Consider the following 21,807-nt stretch of genomic DNA (forward strand, 5'->3'; position numbering starts at 1 on the left):
AGCGAAGCAATAATGGCACTTGATAAAGAAGCGCGTAAAGCCCGTTTTCAGCTTTTGATGCAGCAAATACAAATGCCTGAGGATTTTGTAAGCAGGTACGCTGAATCGGCTTACATAGAAAAATTAGAAATTTATCAGAGTGCACAAAAATGGCACTTTCATTTTGTAATGCCTGTAATCCTCCCTTTTCCAGCATTTGAACTTTTAGAATCCCGTATCGTACAAGGGCTGAATCATATCGCTGAAGCTGATTTTTCCATTCGCTGTGAAGAAGAGGCGGATGCAGGGGAAATGATTAAAAGCTACTGGCCTTATTTCGTGGAACATCTGCGCAAGGCTACGAACGGACTGATAAAGCGCCTGGAAGCACAGCAGCCGAAGATAGAAAATAACCGGCTGTATATATCTGTAATGAATGAAGCTGAAGCAGAAATAATAGAACGAAGAGTCAGCATTCCGCTGAAGGCACTTTTATTCAAAACAGGGTTTCCGGAGCTGCAGATTGCTACTGAAATAAAAGAAGCAAAAGAAGAAATTCAGAAATTTGAAGAACAAAAGCAGGAAGAAGATCATAACAAAGTCGTCGAGGCGATGCTGGAACAAAAGAAACAGCAGGAACAGGCACAGGAACTTGGTCAGAACCAAAAAGTCGCTGTGGGCATGGCGATTAAAGATGATCCGGTTCCAATGGAGCAGATCATTGAAGAAGAAAAGCGTATCACTGTGCAGGGCTATGTCTTCAGCGCAGAAACACGTGAGCTGAAAAGCGGCAGAGTACTTCTCACATTTAAAATAACGGATTATACGGATTCGCTGCTTATAAAAGTATTTTCAAATGACAAAGAAGACATTCCTCTTCTGGAAGCTGTAAAAAAAGGAATGTGGATAAAAGCCCGCGGAGCAGTGCAGTATGATACTTTTATCAGGGATATGACGATGATGGCGAGGGATTTTCATGAAGTAAAACCCCGTCTAATAGAAGATAAAGCGCCGGAAGACGAAAAGCGGGTCGAGCTCCATGTACATTCAAATATGAGTTCGATGGACGCAGTTACTTCTATTTCGGATTATGTAAAAAGAGCAAAGGAATGGGGCCACCAGGCGATAGGGTTGTCAGATCATGCAGTGGCTCAGTCTTTTCCCGAAGCCTATGCTGCGGGAAAAAAGCATGGAGTCAAAATTTTATATGGAATTGAAGCAAATCTGGTGGATGATGGCGTTCCTGTTGCTTATAACGCAGTAACAAGAGATTTACAAGATGAAACATATATTGTGTTTGACGTGGAAACTACCGGTCTTTCAGCAGTATATAATACGATAATTGAGCTTGCTGCAGTCAAAATTCACAATGGCGAAGTAATAGATAAATTTGAATCCTTTGCAGATCCTAAAGAAAAATTGAGCCCAACAATTATCGACCTCACTGGCATCACAGATGACATGGTAAAAGGACAGCCGGAACCGGGGGAAGTATTAAAGGAGTTTTATGATTGGTGCGGGAATGATACACTTGTGGCCCATAACGCAAGCTTTGACATAGGCTTTTTAAATGCAGGTTATCAAAAAATAGGTTATGACAAAGTGAAGAATCCAGTTATCGACACACTTGAATTTGCCCGTATGCTGTATCCTCATTTTAAAAATTACAGGCTGAATACACTCTGTAAAAAGTTTAACATTGAACTCGTAGCACACCACCGAGCAATTTATGATGCCGAAGCTACTGCTCATCTTCTATGGAAAATGGTGAAAGATGCAATAGAGAAAAACATCCATACACATGATTCTCTCAATGAGCAGGGCTCTTCAGATGATTATAAAAAACAGCGTCCAATGCACTGCACAATATATGCCAGCACGAAAGCAGGCTTAAAGAATTTATACAGATTGATTTCTATGTCTCATATAGATTATTTTTACCGTGTGCCCCGTATTCCAAGATCGGTCCTTGTAAAAAACAGAGACGGATTACTGGTGGGTTCAGCCTGTGATAAAGGGGAAGTTTTTGATGCCCTCATGCAGAAAGGTCTGGAAGAAAGTAAAGATACCGCTTCGTTTTATGATTTTATAGAAGTGCAGCCTCCTGGAAATTATCAGCACCTTGTTGAAAGAGAAATTGTGCGGGATGAACTGGCTTTAAAAGATATTTTAAAGCAGCTGGTGAAATTGGGAGAAGAAATAGACAGGCCGGTAGTTGCTACTGGAAATGCACATTATTTAGATAAAGAAGATTATGTGTACCGGAAAATTTTAATTGCTTCCCAGGGCGGGGCAAACCCATTAAACAGGCAGACGCTCCCCCAGGTTCATTTCAGGTCAACGACGGAAATGCTTGAAGAATTTTCTTTTCTGACTGAAGACAAAGCCAAAGAAATTGTAGTTCATAATTCTCAGGCAATTGCAGAGCGGATTGATGAAATAAAACCTATCCCTGATGATCTTTACACTCCCCATATTGAAGGAGCAGATGAAGAAATGAGGCAGCTGTGTTATGACATGGCAAAATCCATCTATGGGGAAGAACTGCCCCAGCTGGTAATTGACCGGCTGGAAAAAGAATTGACAAGTATTATTTCAAATGGGTTTTCAGTCATCTATTTAATTTCGCAGAAACTTGTAAAAAAGTCGTTGAACGACGGATATCTGGTCGGTTCCAGGGGATCGGTAGGCTCCAGTTTTGTAGCTACAATGACGGAAATTACTGAGGTAAATCCATTACCTCCCCATTATGTATGCCCGAACTGTAAACATTCCTACTTCTTTAATGATGGGAGCGTCGGGTCAGGATTTGACCTTCCTGATAAACATTGTGAAAAATGCGGAGAACTTTATGATAAAGATGGCCATGATATTCCCTTTGAAACATTTTTAGGATTTAAAGGTGATAAAGTTCCTGATATTGATTTGAATTTCTCTGGTGATTATCAGCCGAAAGCCCACAATTATACGAAGGAGCTTTTTGGAGAAGATTTTGTATACCGTGCCGGAACGATTGGCACAGTCGCTGAAAAAACTGCTTATGGTTATGTCAGGGGATACGAGAGCGATGAAGCTCTGCAGCTGCGCGGGGCGGAAATCGACCGGCTTGTGCAGGGTTGTACCGGCGTGAAAAGAACTACAGGACAGCACCCGGGGGGAATTATAGTTGTTCCTGATCATTTGGATATTTACGATTTCTCTCCTATTCAATTTCCTGCAGATGACCGTGAATCCGAATGGAAAACTACGCATTTCGACTTTCATTCTATTCATGATAATCTTTTGAAACTTGATATTCTGGGACACGATGACCCGACTGTAATCCGTATGCTTCAGGATTTGAGCGGCATGGATCCTAAAAAAATTCCCATCGATGATCCGGAAGTATTCAAATTGTTCAGCGGTACGGAATCTCTTGGAGTCACCGAAGAACAAATTCTTTGTAAGACAGGCACCTACGGAATTCCTGAATTTGGTACAAGGTTTGTACGACAAATGCTGGAGGAAACAAAGCCTTCCACGTTCAGTGAACTGGTGCAGATCTCAGGCCTGTCACACGGAGCTGATGTATGGCTGAATAACGCCGCAGATCTTATCGCTGCTGGTACATGTCAATTAAAGGATGTTATCGGGTGCCGGGATGATATTATGGTTTATTTAATGTACAAAGGTCTCGATCATCCACTGGCATTTAAAATTATGGAGTTTGTACGAAAAGGGAAAGGTCTGGAAGAGGAATGGATAGAAGAAATGAAAAAACATGGTGTGCCTGACTGGTATATCGGTTCCTGCTTAAAGATAAAATATATGTTCCCGAAAGCCCATGCTGCAGCCTATGTTTTAATGGCGGTCCGGATCGCCTACTTTAAAGTCCATGAGCCAATGATGTTTTATGCTGCATACTTTACTGTCAGAGCGGACGATTTTGATTTGGATACGATGATTAGAGGTTCTGCTTCTATAAAGAAACAGATTGAAGAAATTCAGGCTAAAGGGCTGGACGCTTCTCCAAAAGAAAAAAGTCTTGTAACAGTGCTTGAATTGTCATTGGAGATGTGTGAGCGCGGCTTCTCTTTTGAAAAAGTAGATTTATACCGATCTAAAGCTACTGAGTTTCAAGTCGACGGGGACAAGCTGCTCCCACCATTTAATGCAATTACAGGTGTGGGGACAAATGCAGCGATAGCAATTGAAAAAGCGAAAGAAGATGGAGAGTTCCTATCCAAAGAAAACCTGAGAGAAAGAAGTAAAATCACGAAGAGTGTTTTAGAAAAGCTTGACGACCATGGATGTCTGGAAGGACTTCCTGATTCCAATCAGCTGTCGCTGTTCTGATCTGTTTGCAAGAAGCGCTCTGTTATGGTATATTTGTTTCAGACAGCGCGATACGAGTGGAAGAAAGAGTGGGGGAACCCACTCTTTCTTTTGCGAAAAAAACCATTATTTGTAAATAAATTACCAATGACCATCGAAAAGGAGGGTTATATTCAATATGTCTCAGCAAGTTTATCAATCCGTTGAAACGATCGTTACGCCAATATTAGAAGAACTTTCTTTGGAATTGGTTGATATCGAATTTAAAAAAGAAGGAAAAAATTGGTTCCTGCGTGTTTTTATAGACTCTGATTCCGGCGTTGATCTTGATGACTGTACGAAGGTAAGTGAACAGCTTAGTGAAAGACTGGATGCTGAAGATCCGATTGAACAGGCGTATTATCTTGAAGTGTCTTCTCCAGGGGCGGAAAGACCCCTGAAGAAAAAGCAGGATATTGAAAAAGCTGTAGGCAAACACGTACATGTCACGACTTATGCGCCTGTAGATGGTGAAAAAGCAATTGAAGGAAAACTAGCTTCTTTTGAGGATGAAGTACTGAAGATTGAAGTGAAAGTAAAAACTCGTATTAAAGAATATGAAATTCCTTACAGCCAAGTTGCAAAAGCAAGATTAGCAGTTGTTTTTTAATTTAGAAAGGGGGAGTCCCGGTTTATGAACAGTGAATTTATGGAAGCTCTTGCTACAATTGAAAAGGATAAGGGAATTGATAAAGAAGTTATCCTGGAAGCGATTGAGCAGGCTTTAATTACAGGTTACAAAAGAAATTTCAACTCTGCGCAGAACGTTAGAGTAGACATTGACAGAGAGATTGGAACAATTCGTGTATTCGCGAGAAAAGAAGTGGTGGAAGAGGTGTTTGATGCACGCCTGGAAATCTCTTTGGAAGAAGCACATCATATCAACCCGCTTTATGAAGTGGATGATGTAGTGGAAATTGAAGTGACACCACGTGATTTTGGACGTATAGCTGCACAAACTGCGAAACAGGTAGTGACACAGCGTGTACGTGAAGCAGAGCGTGGAATTATTTATTCTGATTTCATCGACCGCGAAGAAGATATTATGACAGGAATTGTCCAGCGACAGGACCATCGCTTTATTTATGTGGATCTCGGAAAAGTAGAAGCATTAATGCCTTTGAATGAACAAATGCCTACCGAGTCATACAAGCATAACGATCGAATTAAAGCATTTATTACAAAAGTTGAAAAAACAACAAAAGGACCTCAGATTATGATTTCAAGAACTCACCCAGGGCTCCTGAAAAGGTTGTTTGAGCTGGAGGTGCCGGAAATTTACGACGGCACAGTGGAAGTGAAATCAGTTTCCAGGGAAGCAGGAGAAAGATCTAAAATTTCCGTGCATGCAGAGGATGAAGATATTGATCCAGTAGGTTCCTGTGTAGGCCAGAAGGGACAGCGCGTTCAGACCATTGTTGACGAACTTCGTGGAGAAAAAATTGATATTGTACGCTGGTCGGATGATCCTAAGGTCTATGTAGCAAATGCACTGAGTCCTTCCAAAGTAGTGAAAGTTACAGTAAACGAAGAAGAAAAAATGACTCAGGTGATAGTACCTGATTACCAGCTTTCCCTTGCTATTGGTAAAAGGGGCCAGAATGCGAGGCTGGCTGCCAAGCTGACAGGGTGGAAAATTGATATTAAAAGTGAATCAGAAGCCGAGGAGCTTGGACTGCTTGATGACGAAGATCAGAAGGCAGAAGATGAAACTACAGAAGAAGCATCTGCAGAATACGAAATGGACAATGTGGCTGACTGGCTGGATGAAGACGAAAAGTAAAAGGAGGTTTTTTTATGCAGAAGAAAAAAACTCCTCTGCGCAAATGCGTAGTGACTCAGGAAATGAAACCAAAAAAAGAACTGATCCGGGTAGTGCGGTCTCCGGAGGGTGAAGTGTTCCTCGACCCGACCTCAAAAAAATCCGGAAGAGGAGCTTACGTTTCCAATGACCTCGCAGTAATAGATGAAGCTCAGTCAAAGAAAGTATTGAATAGACATTTAAAAACAGAGGTGTCTGATGAAATATATGATCAGCTGAGAAGACATCATTTACGAGGCCAGGTTATATGATGGACCAGAAGCAGACTTCTCTTCTTGGATTGATGCAGCGGGCCAGAGCTGTTACGACAGGAGAAGAACAGGTAGTAAAAGCAATTCAGTCGAAAAAGGCGAAAGCTGTCATTCTTTCTTCTGATGCTTCAGCAAATACACACAAGAAAATTAATGATAAATGCAGTTTTTATAAAGTTCCTCTATATATCACCGGCACCAGATATGAACTTGGACATGCAATAGGCAAAGAAGCACGCGTGGTAATTGCAATTCTTGATGAAGGATTTTCTAAAGCATTTAAGAAGAATGAACAGAAAAGGGCTGATGTGTAAATTAACAGAGTCTTGAATATAAAAGGGAACCAATAGGAGGTACGTTTATGAACAAGGTACGTATTTATGAATATGCTAAACAGAAAAACGTAACAAGCAAGGAAGTTATCGATAAGCTTGCAAAACAGGGAATCAAAGTGAATAATCACATGAGCGTGATTACACAGGATACTATTGATAAGCTGGAAGGAAAATCTGAAGCGAAATCAGAACCTGCGAAAGAAAAAAAGGTTGCTTCCAACCCAAAGCGTTCAAATGATAAGCCTTCTGTAAAAGAAAAACCTGGGGCTAAACAGGCGCAAAACAAAAAAGGCGGAAAAGGAACTTTTCAAAAAGGTCCGCATAATAACCGCAAAGGAGGAGGACGCAGATCTCCGGGTACGCCAAAGCCTCAGCCTAAAGCTAAACCAGTACCGGAGTCCATCACGTACGAACTTCCACTAACTGTAGGCGGCTTCGCAGACAAAATTAATAAAGAGCCTTCTGAGATCATTAAAAAGTTAATGGGCCTAGGTGTAATGGCTACTATTAATCAGGAGCTCGATAACGAATCAATTGAACTGCTCGGGGAAGAGTTTGGCGTGGCAGTAGAAGAAGAAATTGTGGTAGATGAAACAGAATTTGAAAACATGATTTCAGAGGATGATCCGGCAGACCTCCAGGAACGATCTCCCGTCGTAACAATAATGGGACACGTTGACCATGGTAAGACTACTCTACTTGATAGTATCCGCCATACAAAAGTAACTGCTGGCGAAGCTGGTGGAATTACACAGCATATCGGTGCATACCAGGTGGAAGAGAACGGTAAAAAAATCACTTTCCTTGATACACCAGGACATGCTGCGTTCACTACAATGAGAGCACGCGGTGCCCAGGCAACAGATATTACAATCCTTGTTGTTGCAGCGGATGACGGTGTTATGCCGCAGACGGTGGAAGCTATTAATCATGCCAAGGCAGCAGAAGTGCCAATTATTGTGGCTGTCAATAAAATAGATAAAGAAGGTTCCAACCCTGACCGGGTCATGCAGGAACTAACTGAGCACGGCCTGGTTGCTGAAGCATGGGGCGGCGAAACAATTTTTGTAAATGTTTCAGCTCTTCAGGGAGAAGGTATAGATGACCTGCTTGAGATGATTCTGCTTGTATCTGAAGTAGAAGAATTTAAAGCGAATCCTGATAAAGAAGCAAACGGAACAGTAGTAGAAGCAGAATTAGACAGAGGTAAAGGCCCTGTCGCTACACTTCTCGTGCAAGGCGGAACGCTGCGTGTAGGAGATGCAATTGTAGTCGGAAACACCTACGGTAAAGTCCGGGCGATGGTAAATGATATAGGACGCCGAGTGAAAGAAGCAGGACCTTCTATGCCTGTTGAGATCACAGGCTTAAGCGGAGTACCGCAGGCCGGAGATCAGTTTAAAGTATTTAAAGATGAGAAAAAAGCGCGTCAGATTGGTGAAACTAGAGCAATGAAAGAAAAAGTTGCCAGCCGTAAACAGAATTCCACGGTAAGTCTGGATGATCTTTTTGACCAGATTCAGCAGGGAGAAATAAAAGATATTAATATCATTGTAAAAGCAGATGTACAGGGTTCTGCTGAAGCAATGAAAGGTTCTCTGGAGAAGATTGAAGTAGAAGGTGTAAAGGTTAATATTATCCACACCGGTGTAGGCGCAATTGCAGAGTCAGACATTATTTTAGCTTCTGCTTCCAATGCTATCGTCATTGGTTTTAATGTTCGCCCTGACGTAAATGCAAGACGTACTGCCGAAGCTGAGAAGGTTGATGTACGCCTGCACAGAGTAATCTACGCAGCGATTGAAGAAATCGAATCAGCAATGAAAGGCATGCTTGACCCTGAATTTGAAGAAAAAATCATTGGGCAGGCTGAAGTAAGGCAGGTAATTAACGTGTCCCGAATCGGTTCTATTGCCGGCTCTTACGTAACAGAAGGCAAAATTACAAGAGACGCAACTGTTCGTCTCCTTCGTGATGGTGTAGTAGTGCATGAAGGCGGAATAAATGCACTTAAGCGATTTAAGGATGATGTAAAAGAAGTAGCGAAAAATTATGAGTGCGGTATTACCCTGGAAAACTTCAATGATGTTAAAGAGGGAGATATTATTGAAGCTTATGTAATGGAAGAAATTAAGCGTGCATGATAATTGCATGCATTACGATTGAAGCAGTAATTTATGATGCCCACTCTTTGAAAGAAAAGCGTTCTGTTACAAAAAGCATTTCTGATAAAGCAAAAAGAAAATTTAATGTTTCTTTTGCAGAAATTGATCATCAAAATGTTTGGCAGCGTGTAAAATGGGTAGCAGTATCAGTAAGCGGGGACAAGCTGTCAGCAGAAAAAGAGCTTCAGGCGCTAATAGCTTTTATTGACAGCTCCCCTTATTTGGATACCACCTTGATTAATTGGGAATGGTATTAAGACGCAGTGAATTCAGGAGTGATTAACATGGCAAATGTAAGAGCGAACCGGGTTGCTGAACAGCTGAAGAAAGAGATTTCAGATATTATCCAGCGTGACCTGAAAGATCCCCGTTTAGGCTTTACAACTATTACAGATGTAGATATTACCGGAGATCTTCAGCAGGCGACAGTTTTCGTAACTGTTTATGGAGAAGAAGAGGAACGAAAAAAAACACTGGAAGCTCTTGAAAAGGCGAAAGGTTTTATACGTTCTGAAGCAGGTAAGCGGGTACAGCTCCGCAAAACTCCTGAGATTTCTTTTGAGTTTGATGAAAGCATTGAAAGAGGCAACCGTATCGAATCTTTATTAAGAGAAATGAAAGAAAGAGAATAATATTAATAGTCAGCTGTCTTATAGTTTATAGGACAGCTTTCTGTTCGTTACATAGAAAGGAGCAGCGCAGATGCACCCCATTGGAGGGATACTGCCGCTTTGGAAGCCGAAGGGAATGACTTCCTTTGATGCAGTAAGCCGCGTTCGCAGAGTATATAAAACGAAAAAAGCAGGTCATACAGGGACGCTTGATCCGGAGGTGGAAGGAGTGCTTCCTATCTGTCTGGAAAGAGCTACAAAATTAGTAGAATATTTAACCGCTGATAAAAAGAAATATTCTGCGGAAGTAACAATAGGATATTCTACTACTACAGAAGATGCACATGGAGAGATCGTACAGTCGACCCCGGTGGAAAAGCGAATATCGGAAGAGGACATTGAAAAAACTCTAGAGAGTCTTCGGGGAGTGATATCTCAAACTCCTCCTATGTACTCTGCAGTAAAAATTAAAGGAAAAAAACTGTATGAATATGCCCGTGAAGGTCTAGTTATTGACCGTCCCAGCAGAGAAGTAACTATCTATAATATCGAAAGAACTTCAGATATTAAATTTCAGGATAATAAAATGATATTTTCTTTTGACGTAGAATGCAGTAAGGGAACATATATCCGCACGCTTTCTGTGCAGATAGGAGAAATGCTTGGTTATGCTGCCCATATGTCTGACCTTGTGAGAACTGCTTCGGGGAAATTTTCAAAAGAAGACTGCATTCCATTGGATATATTGGAAAAAATGGATGATCCGGACCTCGCCCTGCTGCCGGTGGAGAAAGCGATGGAGGGAATTCCTACCTTTATTATAGCGCCGGAAATCGAGAGAAAAGTGCTCCAGGGTGGAATTATTCCTCTTCCGGAAGCAGCAGAGAATATAACGGAAGATTTCTTTGGGTTATTGAATGAAAAAAATGAACTACTTGCTTTATATAAGAAAGACAGCAAGCGAAATGGCATGATGAAACCTGAAAAAATGATCCGCACAATTGACCTATAATAGAGGTGGGTATATGAAAGTAGTAGAACTTGTCCATCCGATCCAGAGCGGCGAAAAATATGAGCCGGCAGTGGCAGCCCTTGGTTTTTTTGATGGTATCCATCAAGGACATAAAAAAGTAATAAAAAAAGCTATTGCTATTGCTGCAGAGAAAAAAGTTACTGCTGCTGTGATGACATTTAATCCGCATCCGAAAGAAGTACTCAGGAAAGAAAGTGCGGATTATTTAATTACTCTTGACCAGAAAAAGAAAAAATTAGCATCCCTGGGAGTCGAACTGCTGTATGTAGTTCAATTCAGTGAAGAGTTTGCCTCGTTATCTCCGCAGCAGTTTATTGATCAGTATTTGATTAATTTAAACGTTAAGCACGTAGTTGCTGGCTTTGATTACACGTATGGACAAAAGGGAAAAGGAACGATGGAATCATTTTCTTTTCATTCACGTGGTCTGATAGAAGCCACAACAGTAGAAAAGTGGACCGAAGGAGAAGAAAAAGTCAGCTCTACTGCTGTTCGTGAAGCTTTAAAACAAGGTGACAGCCTGAAAGCGGCCCGTTATCTGGGAGAGCCTTTTGAAGTGACAGGCATTGTCATTCACGGGGAAAAACGGGGTAGAACGATTGGGTTTCCTACAGCGAATGTTGAAGCCGCACCGAAAATCCTGCTTCCTGCTCCAGGTGTCTATGCAGTGAAAACAGAATTAAAGGACCGAACCATTGAAGGAGTAGCGAATATAGGTGTAAAACCTACTTTTCATAAGAATAATAATTCACAAACGCTGGAAGTTTATCTTTTTGATTTCGAGGAAGATATTTACGATGAATTTGTGACTGTTTCTTTTTATGACCGCCTGCGCGGAGAAATTAAATTTAATTCTGTAGAGGAACTGGTTTCCAGGATAAAAGAAGATGTAAAAGAAGCAGAAAGAATTTTTGGCATATCCTCTGAATAATCCTTGCATTTTATCTTAATTTTATGTATATTGTATTAGTCGAACCATTGCTTGGCGCAGCGATTCACCAACGCACGCTCAGCACTTGGCGATTATATTAAATTTTTAGGAGGTGAATAGGATGGCATTAACACAAGAGCGTAAAAATGAACTTATTTCCCAGTTCAAAACGCATGAGAACGATACCGGTTCCCCAGAGGTTCAGGTAGCTATCCTTACAGAGCAAATCAACACACTTAACGAGCACCTGCGTACTCACAAGAAGGATCACCACTCTCGTCGTGGACTTCTTAAGATGGTAGGACAGCGTCGTAACCTGCTTACGTATCTGCGTAAGAAAGACGTTACACGCTATCGTAATGTTGTAGACAAGCTGGGTCTTCGCCGTTAAGGCGATTAAAGCGGGAGCATGCTCCCGCTTTTTCTTATGCCTTCCTTTGCGAAGCCAACGCTTTTCATCATTCCTCTTTTTTGATATGATGAATAAGGATGTAAATCACGAAAAAGCATAACGTTTAATGACGTTTACATATTACACATTAACGCTGCTGAAGATGCAAGAAGAGAGGAGCAATAAATATATGTCATCAGAAAAAAAGACGTTTACTACCGAATGGGCGGGGCACACGCTCACTGTGGAAATTGGCCAGCTGGCGAAGCAGGCAAATGGAGCTGTAATGGTCAGATATGGAGATACAGCTGTTCTATCAACTGCGACAGCATCAAAAGAACCTAAAGACCTTCCCTTTTTTCCATTAACTGTAAATTATGAAGAAAGAATGTATTCTGCCGGAAAAATTCCTGGAGGATTTATTAAAAGAGAAGGACGTCCAAGTGACCGGGCAGTATTAACAAGCCGCCTGATCGACCGGCCGATCCGTCCACTGTTTCCAGATGGATTCAGAAATGACCTTCAAGTAATCAGTATGGTGATGAGTAATGATCAGAACTGCTCATCTGAAATGGCTGCGATGCTGGGTTCTTCACTGGCTATTTCCGTTTCTGATGTTCCGTTTGACGGACCTATTGCAGGAGTAGTAGTGGGAAGAATTGATGGTAATTTTAAAATCAATCCAAGTACAGATGAAATGGAACAGAGTGATATAGATTTAATCGTTGCCGGTACAAAAGATGCTATAAACATGGTGGAAGCCGGAGCAGATGAAGTATCCGAAGAAGTAATGCTTGAAGCAATTTTATTCGGACACGAAGAAATTAAAAGGCTGGTTGCGTTCCAGGAGAAAGTGGCAGCTGAAGTTGGTAAAGAAAAGATGGAAGTGAAGCTTGCTACTTTAGATGCGGAATTAGAAGCAGAAGTGCGTGAAAAAGTGCAGGATAAACTTTCTGAAGCTGCGTTAGTTATGGAGAAAAAAGCAAGAGACACTGCTATCAAAGAAGTGAATGACGAAATACTGGAGCAGTATGCTCCAGAGGGTGATGAAGAAGACCGCACGAAAGAAGTAAAAAGCATTTTGGAAAAGCTTCTTAAAGAAACAGTACGCCGCTTGATAACCCAAAAAGGTATTCGTCCGGATGGCCGCAAAGTAGATGAAATTCGTCCGCTTGCTTCCGAAGTGGATATTCTTCCAAGAACTCATGGGTCTGCTTTATTTACCCGCGGACAGACACAGGCTTTAAGTGTGTGTACATTAGCTCCACTTGGAGACATGCAGATTATCGATGGGCTTGGAATTGAAGAATCAAAACGATTTATGCATCATTATAATTTCCCGTTATTCAGTGTTGGTGAAACAGGGCCTATCCGTGGCCCAGGCCGCCGGGAAATCGGCCACGGTGCTTTAGGGGAACGGGCTTTAGAAAAAGCAATTCCTTCAGAAAAGGATTTTCCTTATACGATCCGTCTCGTATCTGAAGTGCTGGAATCCAATGGTTCTACTTCTCAGGCAAGCATTTGTGCAAGTACACTTGCAATGATGGCTGCAGGTGTTCCTTTGAAAGCACCGGTCGCTGGAATTGCCATGGGTCTTGTGAAGCATGAGGAAGATGTGGAAGTGCTCACAGATATCCAGGGCATGGAAGATGCACTGGGCGACATGGATTTCAAAGTAGCAGGTACAAAAGATGGTGTCACTGCACTTCAAATGGATATTAAAATTGAAGGAATTGACAGACAGGTACTGGAAGAAGCGCTGTCTCAGGCGAGACGAGGCCGACTGGCGATTCTTGAAAATATGATGAGTGCACTTCCTGATGCGAGAAAAGAACTCAGTCAGTATGCACCTAAAATTATCATGATGTCTATCAGTCCAAATAAAATTCGTGACGTTATTGGACCGAGCGGTAAAACCATCAATCAGATTATTGATGACACCGGTGTAAAAATTGATATTGAGCAGGATGGAACTGTATATATCGCCTCTACAGATGCAGAAGCGAATGATAAAGCGAAGCAGCTGATCGAAGACCTTGTTCGTGAAGTAGAAGTTGGCGAAACATATTTAGGAAAAGTTAAGCGAATTGAAAAATTTGGAGCTTTTGTTGAATTATTTAAAGGAAAAGATGGACTTGTACACATTTCTCAACTTGCAAATGAACGTGTAAATAAAGTAGAAGATGTGTTGGCCCTTGGGGACGAAGTAATGGTAAAAGTTACAGAAATTGATAACCAGGGACGAGTAAATTTGTCTCGTAAAGCGTTGCTTGAGAAAGAATAATTTAATTTTCACAGCCCGTCAGAAAAATATTCTGACGGGCTTTTCAAAAAATTAAACAGCATTCATAGCAGTACCGTTTTGAATGTTTGAAAAGGTACCCTGCTGATGGAAAAAGCTGGTTTGAATCTGGAATTTCAAGAAGCTGTTGAATAAGCAGAAATATTCATGGTAAAGCTGGAGGCGTATGAATGAAGAAATTTGTATTAGATAATGGAGTGAGAGTAGTTTTGGAACCGAACTCCCACGTAAGATCGGTTTCATTAGGAATTTGGGTAAACGTAGGCTCACGTTATGAAACCCAGGAAGAAAAAGGAATGGCCCACTTTATTGAGCATATGATTTTTAAAGGCACAAAAAAAAGATCTGCTAAAGACATTGCGGAAGCCTTTGATGCAGTTGGAGGTTATGTAAATGCAATGACTTCCAAAGAGTATACTTCCTATTATGCGAAAGTGCTGGACACGCATGCAGAAACTGCATTGGACATTCTTGCTGATATGTTTTTTAATTCTGTGTTTGATGAAGAGGAAATCAGAAAAGAAAAACAGGTGGTACTGGAAGAAATTTATATGTATGAAGATGCACCGGATGATTTAGTTCATGAATTATTGTCAGTATCTTCGTTTGGCAGTCATCCTCTGGCTGATCCGATATTAGGGACGGAAAAAACGCTGAATTCCTTTACGAAGCAAAATCTCATGAAGTTTATGAAAAAGTATTATGGAGCTGACCGTGTAGTTATTTCAGTATCGGGAAACATCGATGAAACTTTCGTAGAAACAATTAATAAGTATTTTAATGGCCTTCCAAAAAGTGAAGGAAGCTTAAAAAGCGGCTACCCTTATTTTAAGTCAGAAGAAGCAATTAAGGAAAAAGAAACGGAACAGGCACACTTCTGCCTGGGATTTGAAGGTTACGAGTTAGCAGATGAAAAAATGTACGCTGCGGTGCTGCTGAACAATATTCTCGGCGGAAATATGAGCAGCAGATTATTTCAGGAAGTGCGGGAAGAAAGAGGATTAGCCTATTCGATATTTTCTTACCACGAAGCCTTTAAGGATACTGGGCTGCTTACCGTATATACAGGAACTCAGGAAAAATATTTAGAAGAAGTTTATAATATTATTGCTGCTACTATCCAGGACATTTCGGAAAACGGTATCCTGGAGAAAGAATTAAGAAATGCCAAAGAACAGTTGAAAGGAAGCCTTCTGCTAAGCATGGAGAGCTCCAGCAGCTTTATGAGCAGAAACGGAAAAAATGAACTTCTTCTGGGCGAGCATAAAACAATCGAAGAGGTCGTGAACCGGATTGAAGAAGTAACGATGGGAGAGATTGAAACTGTAAGTAAAGAATTATTATCCCAGCAGCCTTCCATCTCATTAGTGAGCACGAGTGGAAGTCTGCCTCTTTCCTTGAGGAATCGTTCGCAGAAGCTCGGCTAACGCCTCTCATAAGCGGAAATCGGGTGAAACTGCTTGTAATGAAGAGTGCATTTCTCCGTAGTCATTGCTACAATTATTAAGGTGAATACAGAAATTATTTTTGAGAGGGGTAAGTTTAGTCATGGCAAATCAAACTTTTAATGTCGCTATATTAGGTGCTACAGGTGCCGTAGGCGAGCAGATGATCAATACTTTGGATCGGCTTGATTTTCCTATCAATTCGTTAAAGTTATTATCTTCTAAAAGATCCGCTGGAAAAAAAATTAAGTTTCGCAATGAGGAGCTTACTGTGGAGGAAGCAAAACCTGAATCTTTTGAAGGAGTGCAGCTGGCGCTGTTTTCTGCAGGCGGCTCCATTTCCAAAGCACTGGCTCCCGAAGCAGTAAAACGCGGCGCCATTGTTGTAGATAACACAAGCGCATTCCGCATGGATGAAAATGTTCCGCTGGTAGTTCCGGAAGTGAATGAGCATGCACTGAAAGATCATAATGGAGTTATTGCAAACCCAAATTGTTCTACTATTCAAATGGTCGCAGCACTTGAACCGATCCGCAGAGAATTTGGAATGAAAAAATTAGTAGTTTCTACGTATCAGGCTGTATCAGGAGCTGGTGCGGATGCAATAGATGAGATGTACGAACAGTCCCGTCAGATTATGAATGAAGAAGAAATTAACCCACAGGTACTGCCTGCCTCTGGCGATAAAAAGCATTATCAGATTGCGTTTAATGCAATTCCGCAGATTGATGTGTTCACAGAGAACGGCTATACATTTGAGGAAATGAAAATGATAAACGAAACAAAAAAAATAATGGAAGATGAATCCCTGAAAGTAGCAGCTACCTGTGTGCGGCTGCCTGTAGAAACAGGACATTCAGAATCTGTTTATATTGAAGTGGAAAAAGAAGGATTAAATGTTGAGAAAATCCGTGAAATATTATCAGAGGCACCTGGTGTAACTCTCCAGGATGATCCATCACAGCAGATTTATCCTCTGGCAGCAGATGCTAAAGGAAAAGATGATATTTTTGTAGGACGTATCCGGCAGGATCTTGATGATAAATTAGGATTCCACTTATGGATAGTATCAGATAACCTCTTGAAAGGTGCAGCTTTAAATTCTGTACAAATTGCATTTTCCTTACAAAAATTAGGCTTGTTAAAATAATTAATAGTAGGTGGAAAAGATGAAAATTACTGTCCAAAAATTCGGCGGGTCATCTTTACAAACCGAGGAGCGCCGTGATCGCTGTGCAGAGCATGTGATCACGGCGCTTCGTGACGGTTATAAAGTTGTCGTTGTGGTGTCAGCTATCGGAAGGAACGGAGATCCATATGCTACAGACACGCTTTTGAATCTGGTAGGTGGTTCTTTACCGAATATATCCAAAAAAGAGCAGGACCTTCTTATGTCCTGTGGAGAAACAATTTCTTCTGTAGTGTTTTCATCTCTGCTTCAGTCAAAAGGAATTTCCTCCTATGCAATGACCGGAGCGGAAGCAGGCTTCCGAATTTCAGAAAGCTATGGGGACGCAAGAATATTAAATATCAAGACAGAAAATATTGAAACAGTGCTCCAGACTTACGATGTCATAGTAGTTACAGGGTTCCAGGGGGAAACACCGAAAGGAACGGTGGCCACACTGGGCAGAGGAGGATCTGATACTTCAGCTACCGCTCTCGGAGCAGCTTTAAAAGCTTCCTACGTAGATATTTTTACTGATGTAAGCGGCATTATGACGGCAGATCCCAGAATCGTAAAATCTGCAAAGTCGATGGAAACAGCTACATATGGCGAAGTTAGCAACATGGCCTATCAAGGAGCGAAGGTAATCCACCCGCGGGCAGTTGAGATAGCAATGCAGGCAGATGTACCAATAAGAATCCGCTCTTCTCAGGAGGAAGGTTTCGGAACCTTGATTGCTTCCAGTACGTCTGCAATCAGGGGCAGGGATTTGGATGAAAAACCTGTAAGCGCAATTACGCAGGTAAAGGATATTTCACAGCTGAAAATTTCACATCCGGAAAGCCAGGGAGATATTTTTAAAATTATGACAGAAGCAGAATTATCCGTAGACTTTATTTCCATTCATCCGGATTTCCTGACTTTCACCATACCAGCTGCCAGGCGGGAAGAAGCTTGTAAATCTTTACAAGCTGCCGGTTATGAAGTAACATGGACGGACCGATGTGCAAAAGTGGCTGTAGTAGGTGCAGGGATGAGTGGTGTACCTGGCGTAGCCGCTAAAATTGTCAGTGCGTTAAATGAGAAAAACATTCCTATTATGCAGTCAGCAGATTCACACACAACTATTTGGGTTCTGGTTGCTGAAAGTGATATGCTGGAGGCAGTAAACGTACTGCATGAAGCATTTCTCGCTGAATAATGGCTGAAGGAGGAATTTAAATGAATTTAGGAAATGTAGTAACTGCAATGGTCACACCATTTAACAAGGCAGGTTCTGTCGACTTTGAAAAATTAGGACCGCTGATGGACGTTTTAATTTCCAGAGGAACAGAAGCTGTCATAGTTGGAGGGACCACTGGAGAATCCGCAACACTGAGCATGAAAGAAAAAGCAGAGCTCTACAGAGAATCAGTAAACGCAAGCGGGGGACGTATTCCTGTGATTGCAGGAACTGGAATGAACGATACGTATGCTACTGCAGAACTTTCTATTCAGGCAGTAAAAGACGGCGTTGACGGAGTAATGCTCGTAGCACCATATTATAATAAACCTTCCCAGCAGGGGTTATATGAACATTTTAAAACCATCGCTGAGAAAGTGGACCTGCCTGTAATGCTTTATAATGTGCCGGGAAGAACAATGGTAAATATGCTTCCGGAAACTACAATTGCTTTATCTGAAGTGCCAAATATATTTTCTGTAAAAGAAGCAAGCGGTAATTTAGATCAAATCACGACTATTATAGCGAATACTCCTCAGGACTTTAAAGTATATTCCGGGGACGACAGCCTGACACTTCCTGCTGTGGCGGTAGGGGCAGATGGAATTGTATCTGTCTCCAGCCATATTGTAGGAAGCCAAATGCAGGAAATGATTAAACTGTTTCGAAACGGTAAAGTTCAGGAAGCAGCGGCGATCCACCAAAAACTTGTGCCATTTATGAATGCGATGTTCATAGCACCAAGTCCATCTCCGGTGAAAACTGCACTTCATTTAACTGGAGTTGATACTGGAGGAGTAAGACTGCCGTTAGTTCCTCTTACCGAAGGTGAACTGAATATCGTGAAAAAAGCTTTAGATGAAGTATCCAATGTGGAGCAGTTTCCTTCTTCATAGATTTATCCGCATTTCAAATTTAAAAGCAGATGATAAAGCTTCGGCCGATAAATGATTTATATTTTTATAGGTTCTTCTAAAACAGCTTTTTGCAGTCAGTTTATTTAATTCATAGTTTGGTAGCGGCACTTCCTTACGTTGCTGGGATTTTAAACCGGCAGCCGGGAAGTGTTATTTTTGTTGGAAAGCGTTATTAATTTGGTTCTGCAGTATATGCTGGGGTAAACAAACAATGCAGACGAAAAAAATTTACAAGTTCCCTTATGCTTTACACTTAAATTAGCAGAGTTTTAATATAATACACAGTATGAATCGAAGATGAAATTTAAATCAGTATATTAGTATTAGTTAGGTCACGTCTGTTGATCAGCTAATATTATCCAAATAATATATCGTGTTTCCTATATAAAAACGAACGAAAGAGCTTCTTTTCTGGAATGCGGTAAGAAGCTATGCTTCCGCTGGACGCTTTCCGGAGGGGACTTTCTCAGCTGGTCTGCCTTCGGCAGCCGGATCTTCGAATCGTCCTATTTCCACCCGGAATCGCCAGCTGTGCGCCGCTCTTTTTTGACCGCATTTGTTTTAAAATTACTTTTAGAAAAATGGTGCTGTAGTTTTATGAAGGTTGGAGTTACCATTATATTTTTCTCGTAATATAAGACATTTCGCAGTGGCTGGGTGAGACTGCGAAAAAAGAAAATTTGAAGATCACTGGACCGTCCCGCATTCTGGAAGGACCTTGACATGAGTGAAGCCAGCCAATGGTTTTCATGGGATTGGCTGTGCGTAACCATGCCTTCTATTCGGAAGCTGAAAGCTTTCTCCACGGCAAACGTAGAAATAGAAACCGCAGACACTTCATTACTATTACCTAACGGTTTTTTTAAATAAATGGATAATCTATAGGTGTGTTATTAGGTATAAGTTTGAATGCTGGATGCGAATGGCGGTAGTTCAGCTGGCATCTAAAGCGATATAAAAATAAAAGCTTTTCTCTTCATATGTGTAGTAGAAAGAGGAAATATTTACTTGCGCAAAGTAAATAATCATTATGTTTGATATATTTATTTTTATGAAAACTTGTAGAGAAATTGAATATTCATGTATACTTGATCTGAGAGGCTGAGCGCGGAGCAACAATTTAATTACACAGGAGGAACAATCATTGTCAAATCAACAAACTGAAAAAATTCGTATTTTTGCCCTGGGTGGACTCGGGGAAACTGGTAAAAATTTATATGTAGTAGAACTGGATGAAGATATTTTTATACTTGATGCAGGCTGCATGCACCCGGAAGATGACATGCTTGGGGTAGATATCGTTATTCCTGATACTACTTATTTAACGGAAAATAAAGATCGGATCAAAGCTATCATACTTTCACACGGTCATGAAGAGCATATAGGTGCTGTTCCATATCTGCTTAGAGATCTGAAGGTGCCTGTATACGGTTCAAAGTTTACACTGGCTTTACTTAAAGACCAGTGCGATGAAATCAAGCTGAAAAACAGGCCGAAGTTCCATGAAGTACATGCAGATTCAAAAATTAAAATAGCAAAAACACCTGTAAGCTTTTTCCGGACCAATCATAACATTCCGGATTCCTTAGGGATTGTTATTCACACCTCCCAGGGACCGATTCTTTACACAGGAGATTTTAAATTTGATCAGAATCCTGTGGATGGAAAAACAATGGATATCGATAAATTGACGGAAATAGGATCCAAGGGAGTGCTGTGTCTGCTATCTGACAGCAGCCATGCTGAAATGCCTGGCTACACACCATCAGAAACAGTAGTGGCAGACGGATTAAGAGATGCTTTTCATGAAGCTCCCAAAGCGATAGTAGTCTCTGTTTTTTCAACTCATATTCATAGAATCCAGCAGGTCATTGATGCTGCTGAAAATAAAGAGCGTAAAGTTGCTGTGGTAGGGAAGCCGATTGAGAGAGCGGTAGCTATTGCTCAGGAACTTGGGTTTTTAGTGGATGAAAATGAAACTTTAATATCCAAAAAAGAAATTAAGGACAGAAACCGGGAAGACTTAGTGATTTTAACTACGGGAAGTCAGGGAGAGCCTTTAAGCGACCTGACAAAAATGGGAAAAGGATCGCACCCGTTGTTTAAAATTGAAAAGAAGGACAGAATTATATTTTCTTCCCGTCCAAATCCAGGTAATGAAAAGCTGGTATCGCAGTTGATAGATCTTATTTCCCGGACTGGTGCTGATGTGGTTTACGGAAAAACTAAAAAAGTTCATGTTCCAGGGCATGCAAGCCAGGAAGAATTGAAATTATTGCTGAACTTAGTGAAGCCGCAGTATTTCATTCCAATCAGTGGGGAATACAGAATGCAGCACGCCCACCGTGAATTGGCAATTTCAGTAAATGTTGATCAGGAGAATATCTTTCTGCTTGAAAAAGGCGAAACTGCTGAATTCACAAAACGTAAGGGAAAAAGAGCAAATAAGATTCCTTCCGGCCATGTACTGATCGATGGACTGGGAGTAGGGGATGTCGGAAATATCGTACTTCGGGACAGACGTCTCTTATCCAAAGATGGAATTCTGGTAGTTGTCGTTACTTTGAATAAAAAGCACAATCAGATTTTATCCGGTCCCGATATTATTTCCAGAGGCTTTGTTTATGTACGTGAATCAGAAGAATTGATAAATGAAGCTGAAAAGCTGGTAACAAAATCACTTGGAGAAGCAATGGAGCAGAATCAAACGGAATGGTCCCAGCTTAAAAGTCATGTAAGAGACCGATTAAGCCGATATCTTTATGAAAAGACAAAACGCCGCCCTATGATTATGCCGATTATTATGGAAGCTTAATGAAAGATGTCCCGAGCCGCCTGGTTGCTGCTCAGGACATCTTTCTTTTTGTAACTTTTTAAAGTGC

General features: G+C 41.2%; 17 protein-coding genes. All 17 read left to right on the forward strand.

Annotated elements, in window-relative coordinates; genetic code table 11:
* The first annotated feature begins 12 nt into the window (after positions 1-12).
* The 17 genes from BLP92_RS01835 to BLP92_RS01915 all read left to right on the forward strand — a co-directional run bounded on the left by BLP92_RS01835 (position 13) and on the right by BLP92_RS01915 (position 21,740).
* Entirely contained in the window at positions 13-4,314 is a 4,302-nt protein-coding gene (locus BLP92_RS01835) for a PolC-type DNA polymerase III (protein WP_090840024.1), read from the forward strand.
* A gap of 157 nt (positions 4,315-4,471) precedes the next feature.
* Positions 4,472-4,942: a ribosome maturation factor RimP gene (gene rimP, locus BLP92_RS01840; RefSeq protein WP_090840026.1), complete on the forward strand. Its 471-nt coding sequence runs from the start codon at positions 4,472-4,474 to the stop codon at positions 4,940-4,942.
* A 24-nt stretch (positions 4,943-4,966) separates the two neighbouring features.
* Positions 4,967-6,115: a transcription termination factor NusA gene (nusA, locus tag BLP92_RS01845; protein ID WP_090840028.1), complete on the forward strand. Its 1,149-nt coding sequence runs from the start codon at positions 4,967-4,969 to the stop codon at positions 6,113-6,115.
* 14 nt (positions 6,116-6,129) lie between these two features.
* Positions 6,130-6,405, forward strand: a complete 276-nt coding sequence (gene rnpM / locus BLP92_RS01850; RefSeq protein ID WP_090840030.1) for an RNase P modulator RnpM — start codon at positions 6,130-6,132, stop codon at positions 6,403-6,405.
* A complete protein-coding gene (locus BLP92_RS01855) occupies positions 6,402-6,719 on the forward strand; it encodes a YlxQ family RNA-binding protein (protein ID WP_090840032.1) in 318 nt (105 codons plus the stop codon). The genes rnpM and BLP92_RS01855 overlap by 4 nt, the downstream gene beginning before the upstream one ends.
* Before the next feature lie 47 nt (positions 6,720-6,766).
* Complete coding sequence (gene infB, locus BLP92_RS01860; RefSeq protein WP_090840034.1) at positions 6,767-8,884, forward strand: translation initiation factor IF-2; 2,118 nt, start codon at positions 6,767-6,769, stop codon at positions 8,882-8,884.
* Positions 8,881-9,162 carry a DUF503 domain-containing protein gene (locus tag BLP92_RS01865; RefSeq protein WP_090840036.1) on the forward strand — a complete coding sequence of 94 codons (282 nt, stop codon included), beginning with the start codon at positions 8,881-8,883 and terminating at the stop codon, positions 9,160-9,162. The genes infB and BLP92_RS01865 overlap by 4 nt, the downstream gene beginning before the upstream one ends.
* A gap of 27 nt (positions 9,163-9,189) precedes the next feature.
* Positions 9,190-9,537, forward strand: a complete 348-nt coding sequence (gene rbfA / locus BLP92_RS01870; protein ID WP_090840038.1) for a 30S ribosome-binding factor RbfA — start codon at positions 9,190-9,192, stop codon at positions 9,535-9,537.
* A 70-nt stretch (positions 9,538-9,607) separates the two neighbouring features.
* Positions 9,608-10,528 (forward strand): tRNA pseudouridine(55) synthase TruB, encoded by a 921-nt coding sequence (truB, locus tag BLP92_RS01875; RefSeq protein ID WP_090840040.1) that lies wholly within the window; start codon positions 9,608-9,610, stop codon positions 10,526-10,528.
* A gap of 13 nt (positions 10,529-10,541) precedes the next feature.
* Positions 10,542-11,480, forward strand: coding sequence for a bifunctional riboflavin kinase/FAD synthetase (locus BLP92_RS01880; RefSeq protein ID WP_090840042.1), 939 nt, complete (start codon positions 10,542-10,544; stop codon positions 11,478-11,480).
* 121 nt (positions 11,481-11,601) lie between these two features.
* On the forward strand, positions 11,602-11,871 hold the full coding sequence (gene rpsO / locus BLP92_RS01885; RefSeq protein WP_090840043.1) for a 30S ribosomal protein S15: 270 nt from the start codon (positions 11,602-11,604) through the stop codon (positions 11,869-11,871).
* A 190-nt stretch (positions 11,872-12,061) separates the two neighbouring features.
* Positions 12,062-14,155, forward strand: a complete 2,094-nt coding sequence (gene pnp / locus BLP92_RS01890) for a polyribonucleotide nucleotidyltransferase (RefSeq protein WP_090840045.1) — start codon at positions 12,062-12,064, stop codon at positions 14,153-14,155.
* Positions 14,156-14,343: 188 nt separating this feature from the next.
* Entirely contained in the window at positions 14,344-15,600 is a 1,257-nt protein-coding gene (locus tag BLP92_RS01895) for a M16 family metallopeptidase (protein WP_090840047.1), read from the forward strand.
* Positions 15,601-15,721: 121 nt separating this feature from the next.
* Positions 15,722-16,768, forward strand: a complete 1,047-nt coding sequence (gene asd, locus BLP92_RS01900) for an aspartate-semialdehyde dehydrogenase (RefSeq protein WP_090840049.1) — start codon at positions 15,722-15,724, stop codon at positions 16,766-16,768.
* A 19-nt stretch (positions 16,769-16,787) separates the two neighbouring features.
* A complete protein-coding gene (gene dapG, locus BLP92_RS01905) occupies positions 16,788-17,987 on the forward strand; it encodes an aspartate kinase (protein ID WP_090840052.1) in 1,200 nt (399 codons plus the stop codon).
* Positions 17,988-18,007: 20 nt separating this feature from the next.
* The gene (dapA, locus tag BLP92_RS01910; RefSeq protein ID WP_090840054.1) at positions 18,008-18,904 is read left to right on the forward strand and encodes a 4-hydroxy-tetrahydrodipicolinate synthase; all 897 of its coding nucleotides are present in this window, start codon (positions 18,008-18,010) and stop codon (positions 18,902-18,904) included.
* 1,165 nt (positions 18,905-20,069) lie between these two features.
* Positions 20,070-21,740 carry a ribonuclease J gene (locus BLP92_RS01915; protein ID WP_090840056.1) on the forward strand — a complete coding sequence of 557 codons (1,671 nt, stop codon included), beginning with the start codon at positions 20,070-20,072 and terminating at the stop codon, positions 21,738-21,740.
* Positions 21,741-21,807 lie beyond the last annotated feature (67 nt).

The organism is Alkalicoccus daliensis, from assembly GCF_900103955.1.
In the GTDB taxonomy this organism is placed as follows: Bacteria; Bacillota; Bacilli; order Bacillales; family Salisediminibacteriaceae; genus Alkalicoccus; species Alkalicoccus daliensis.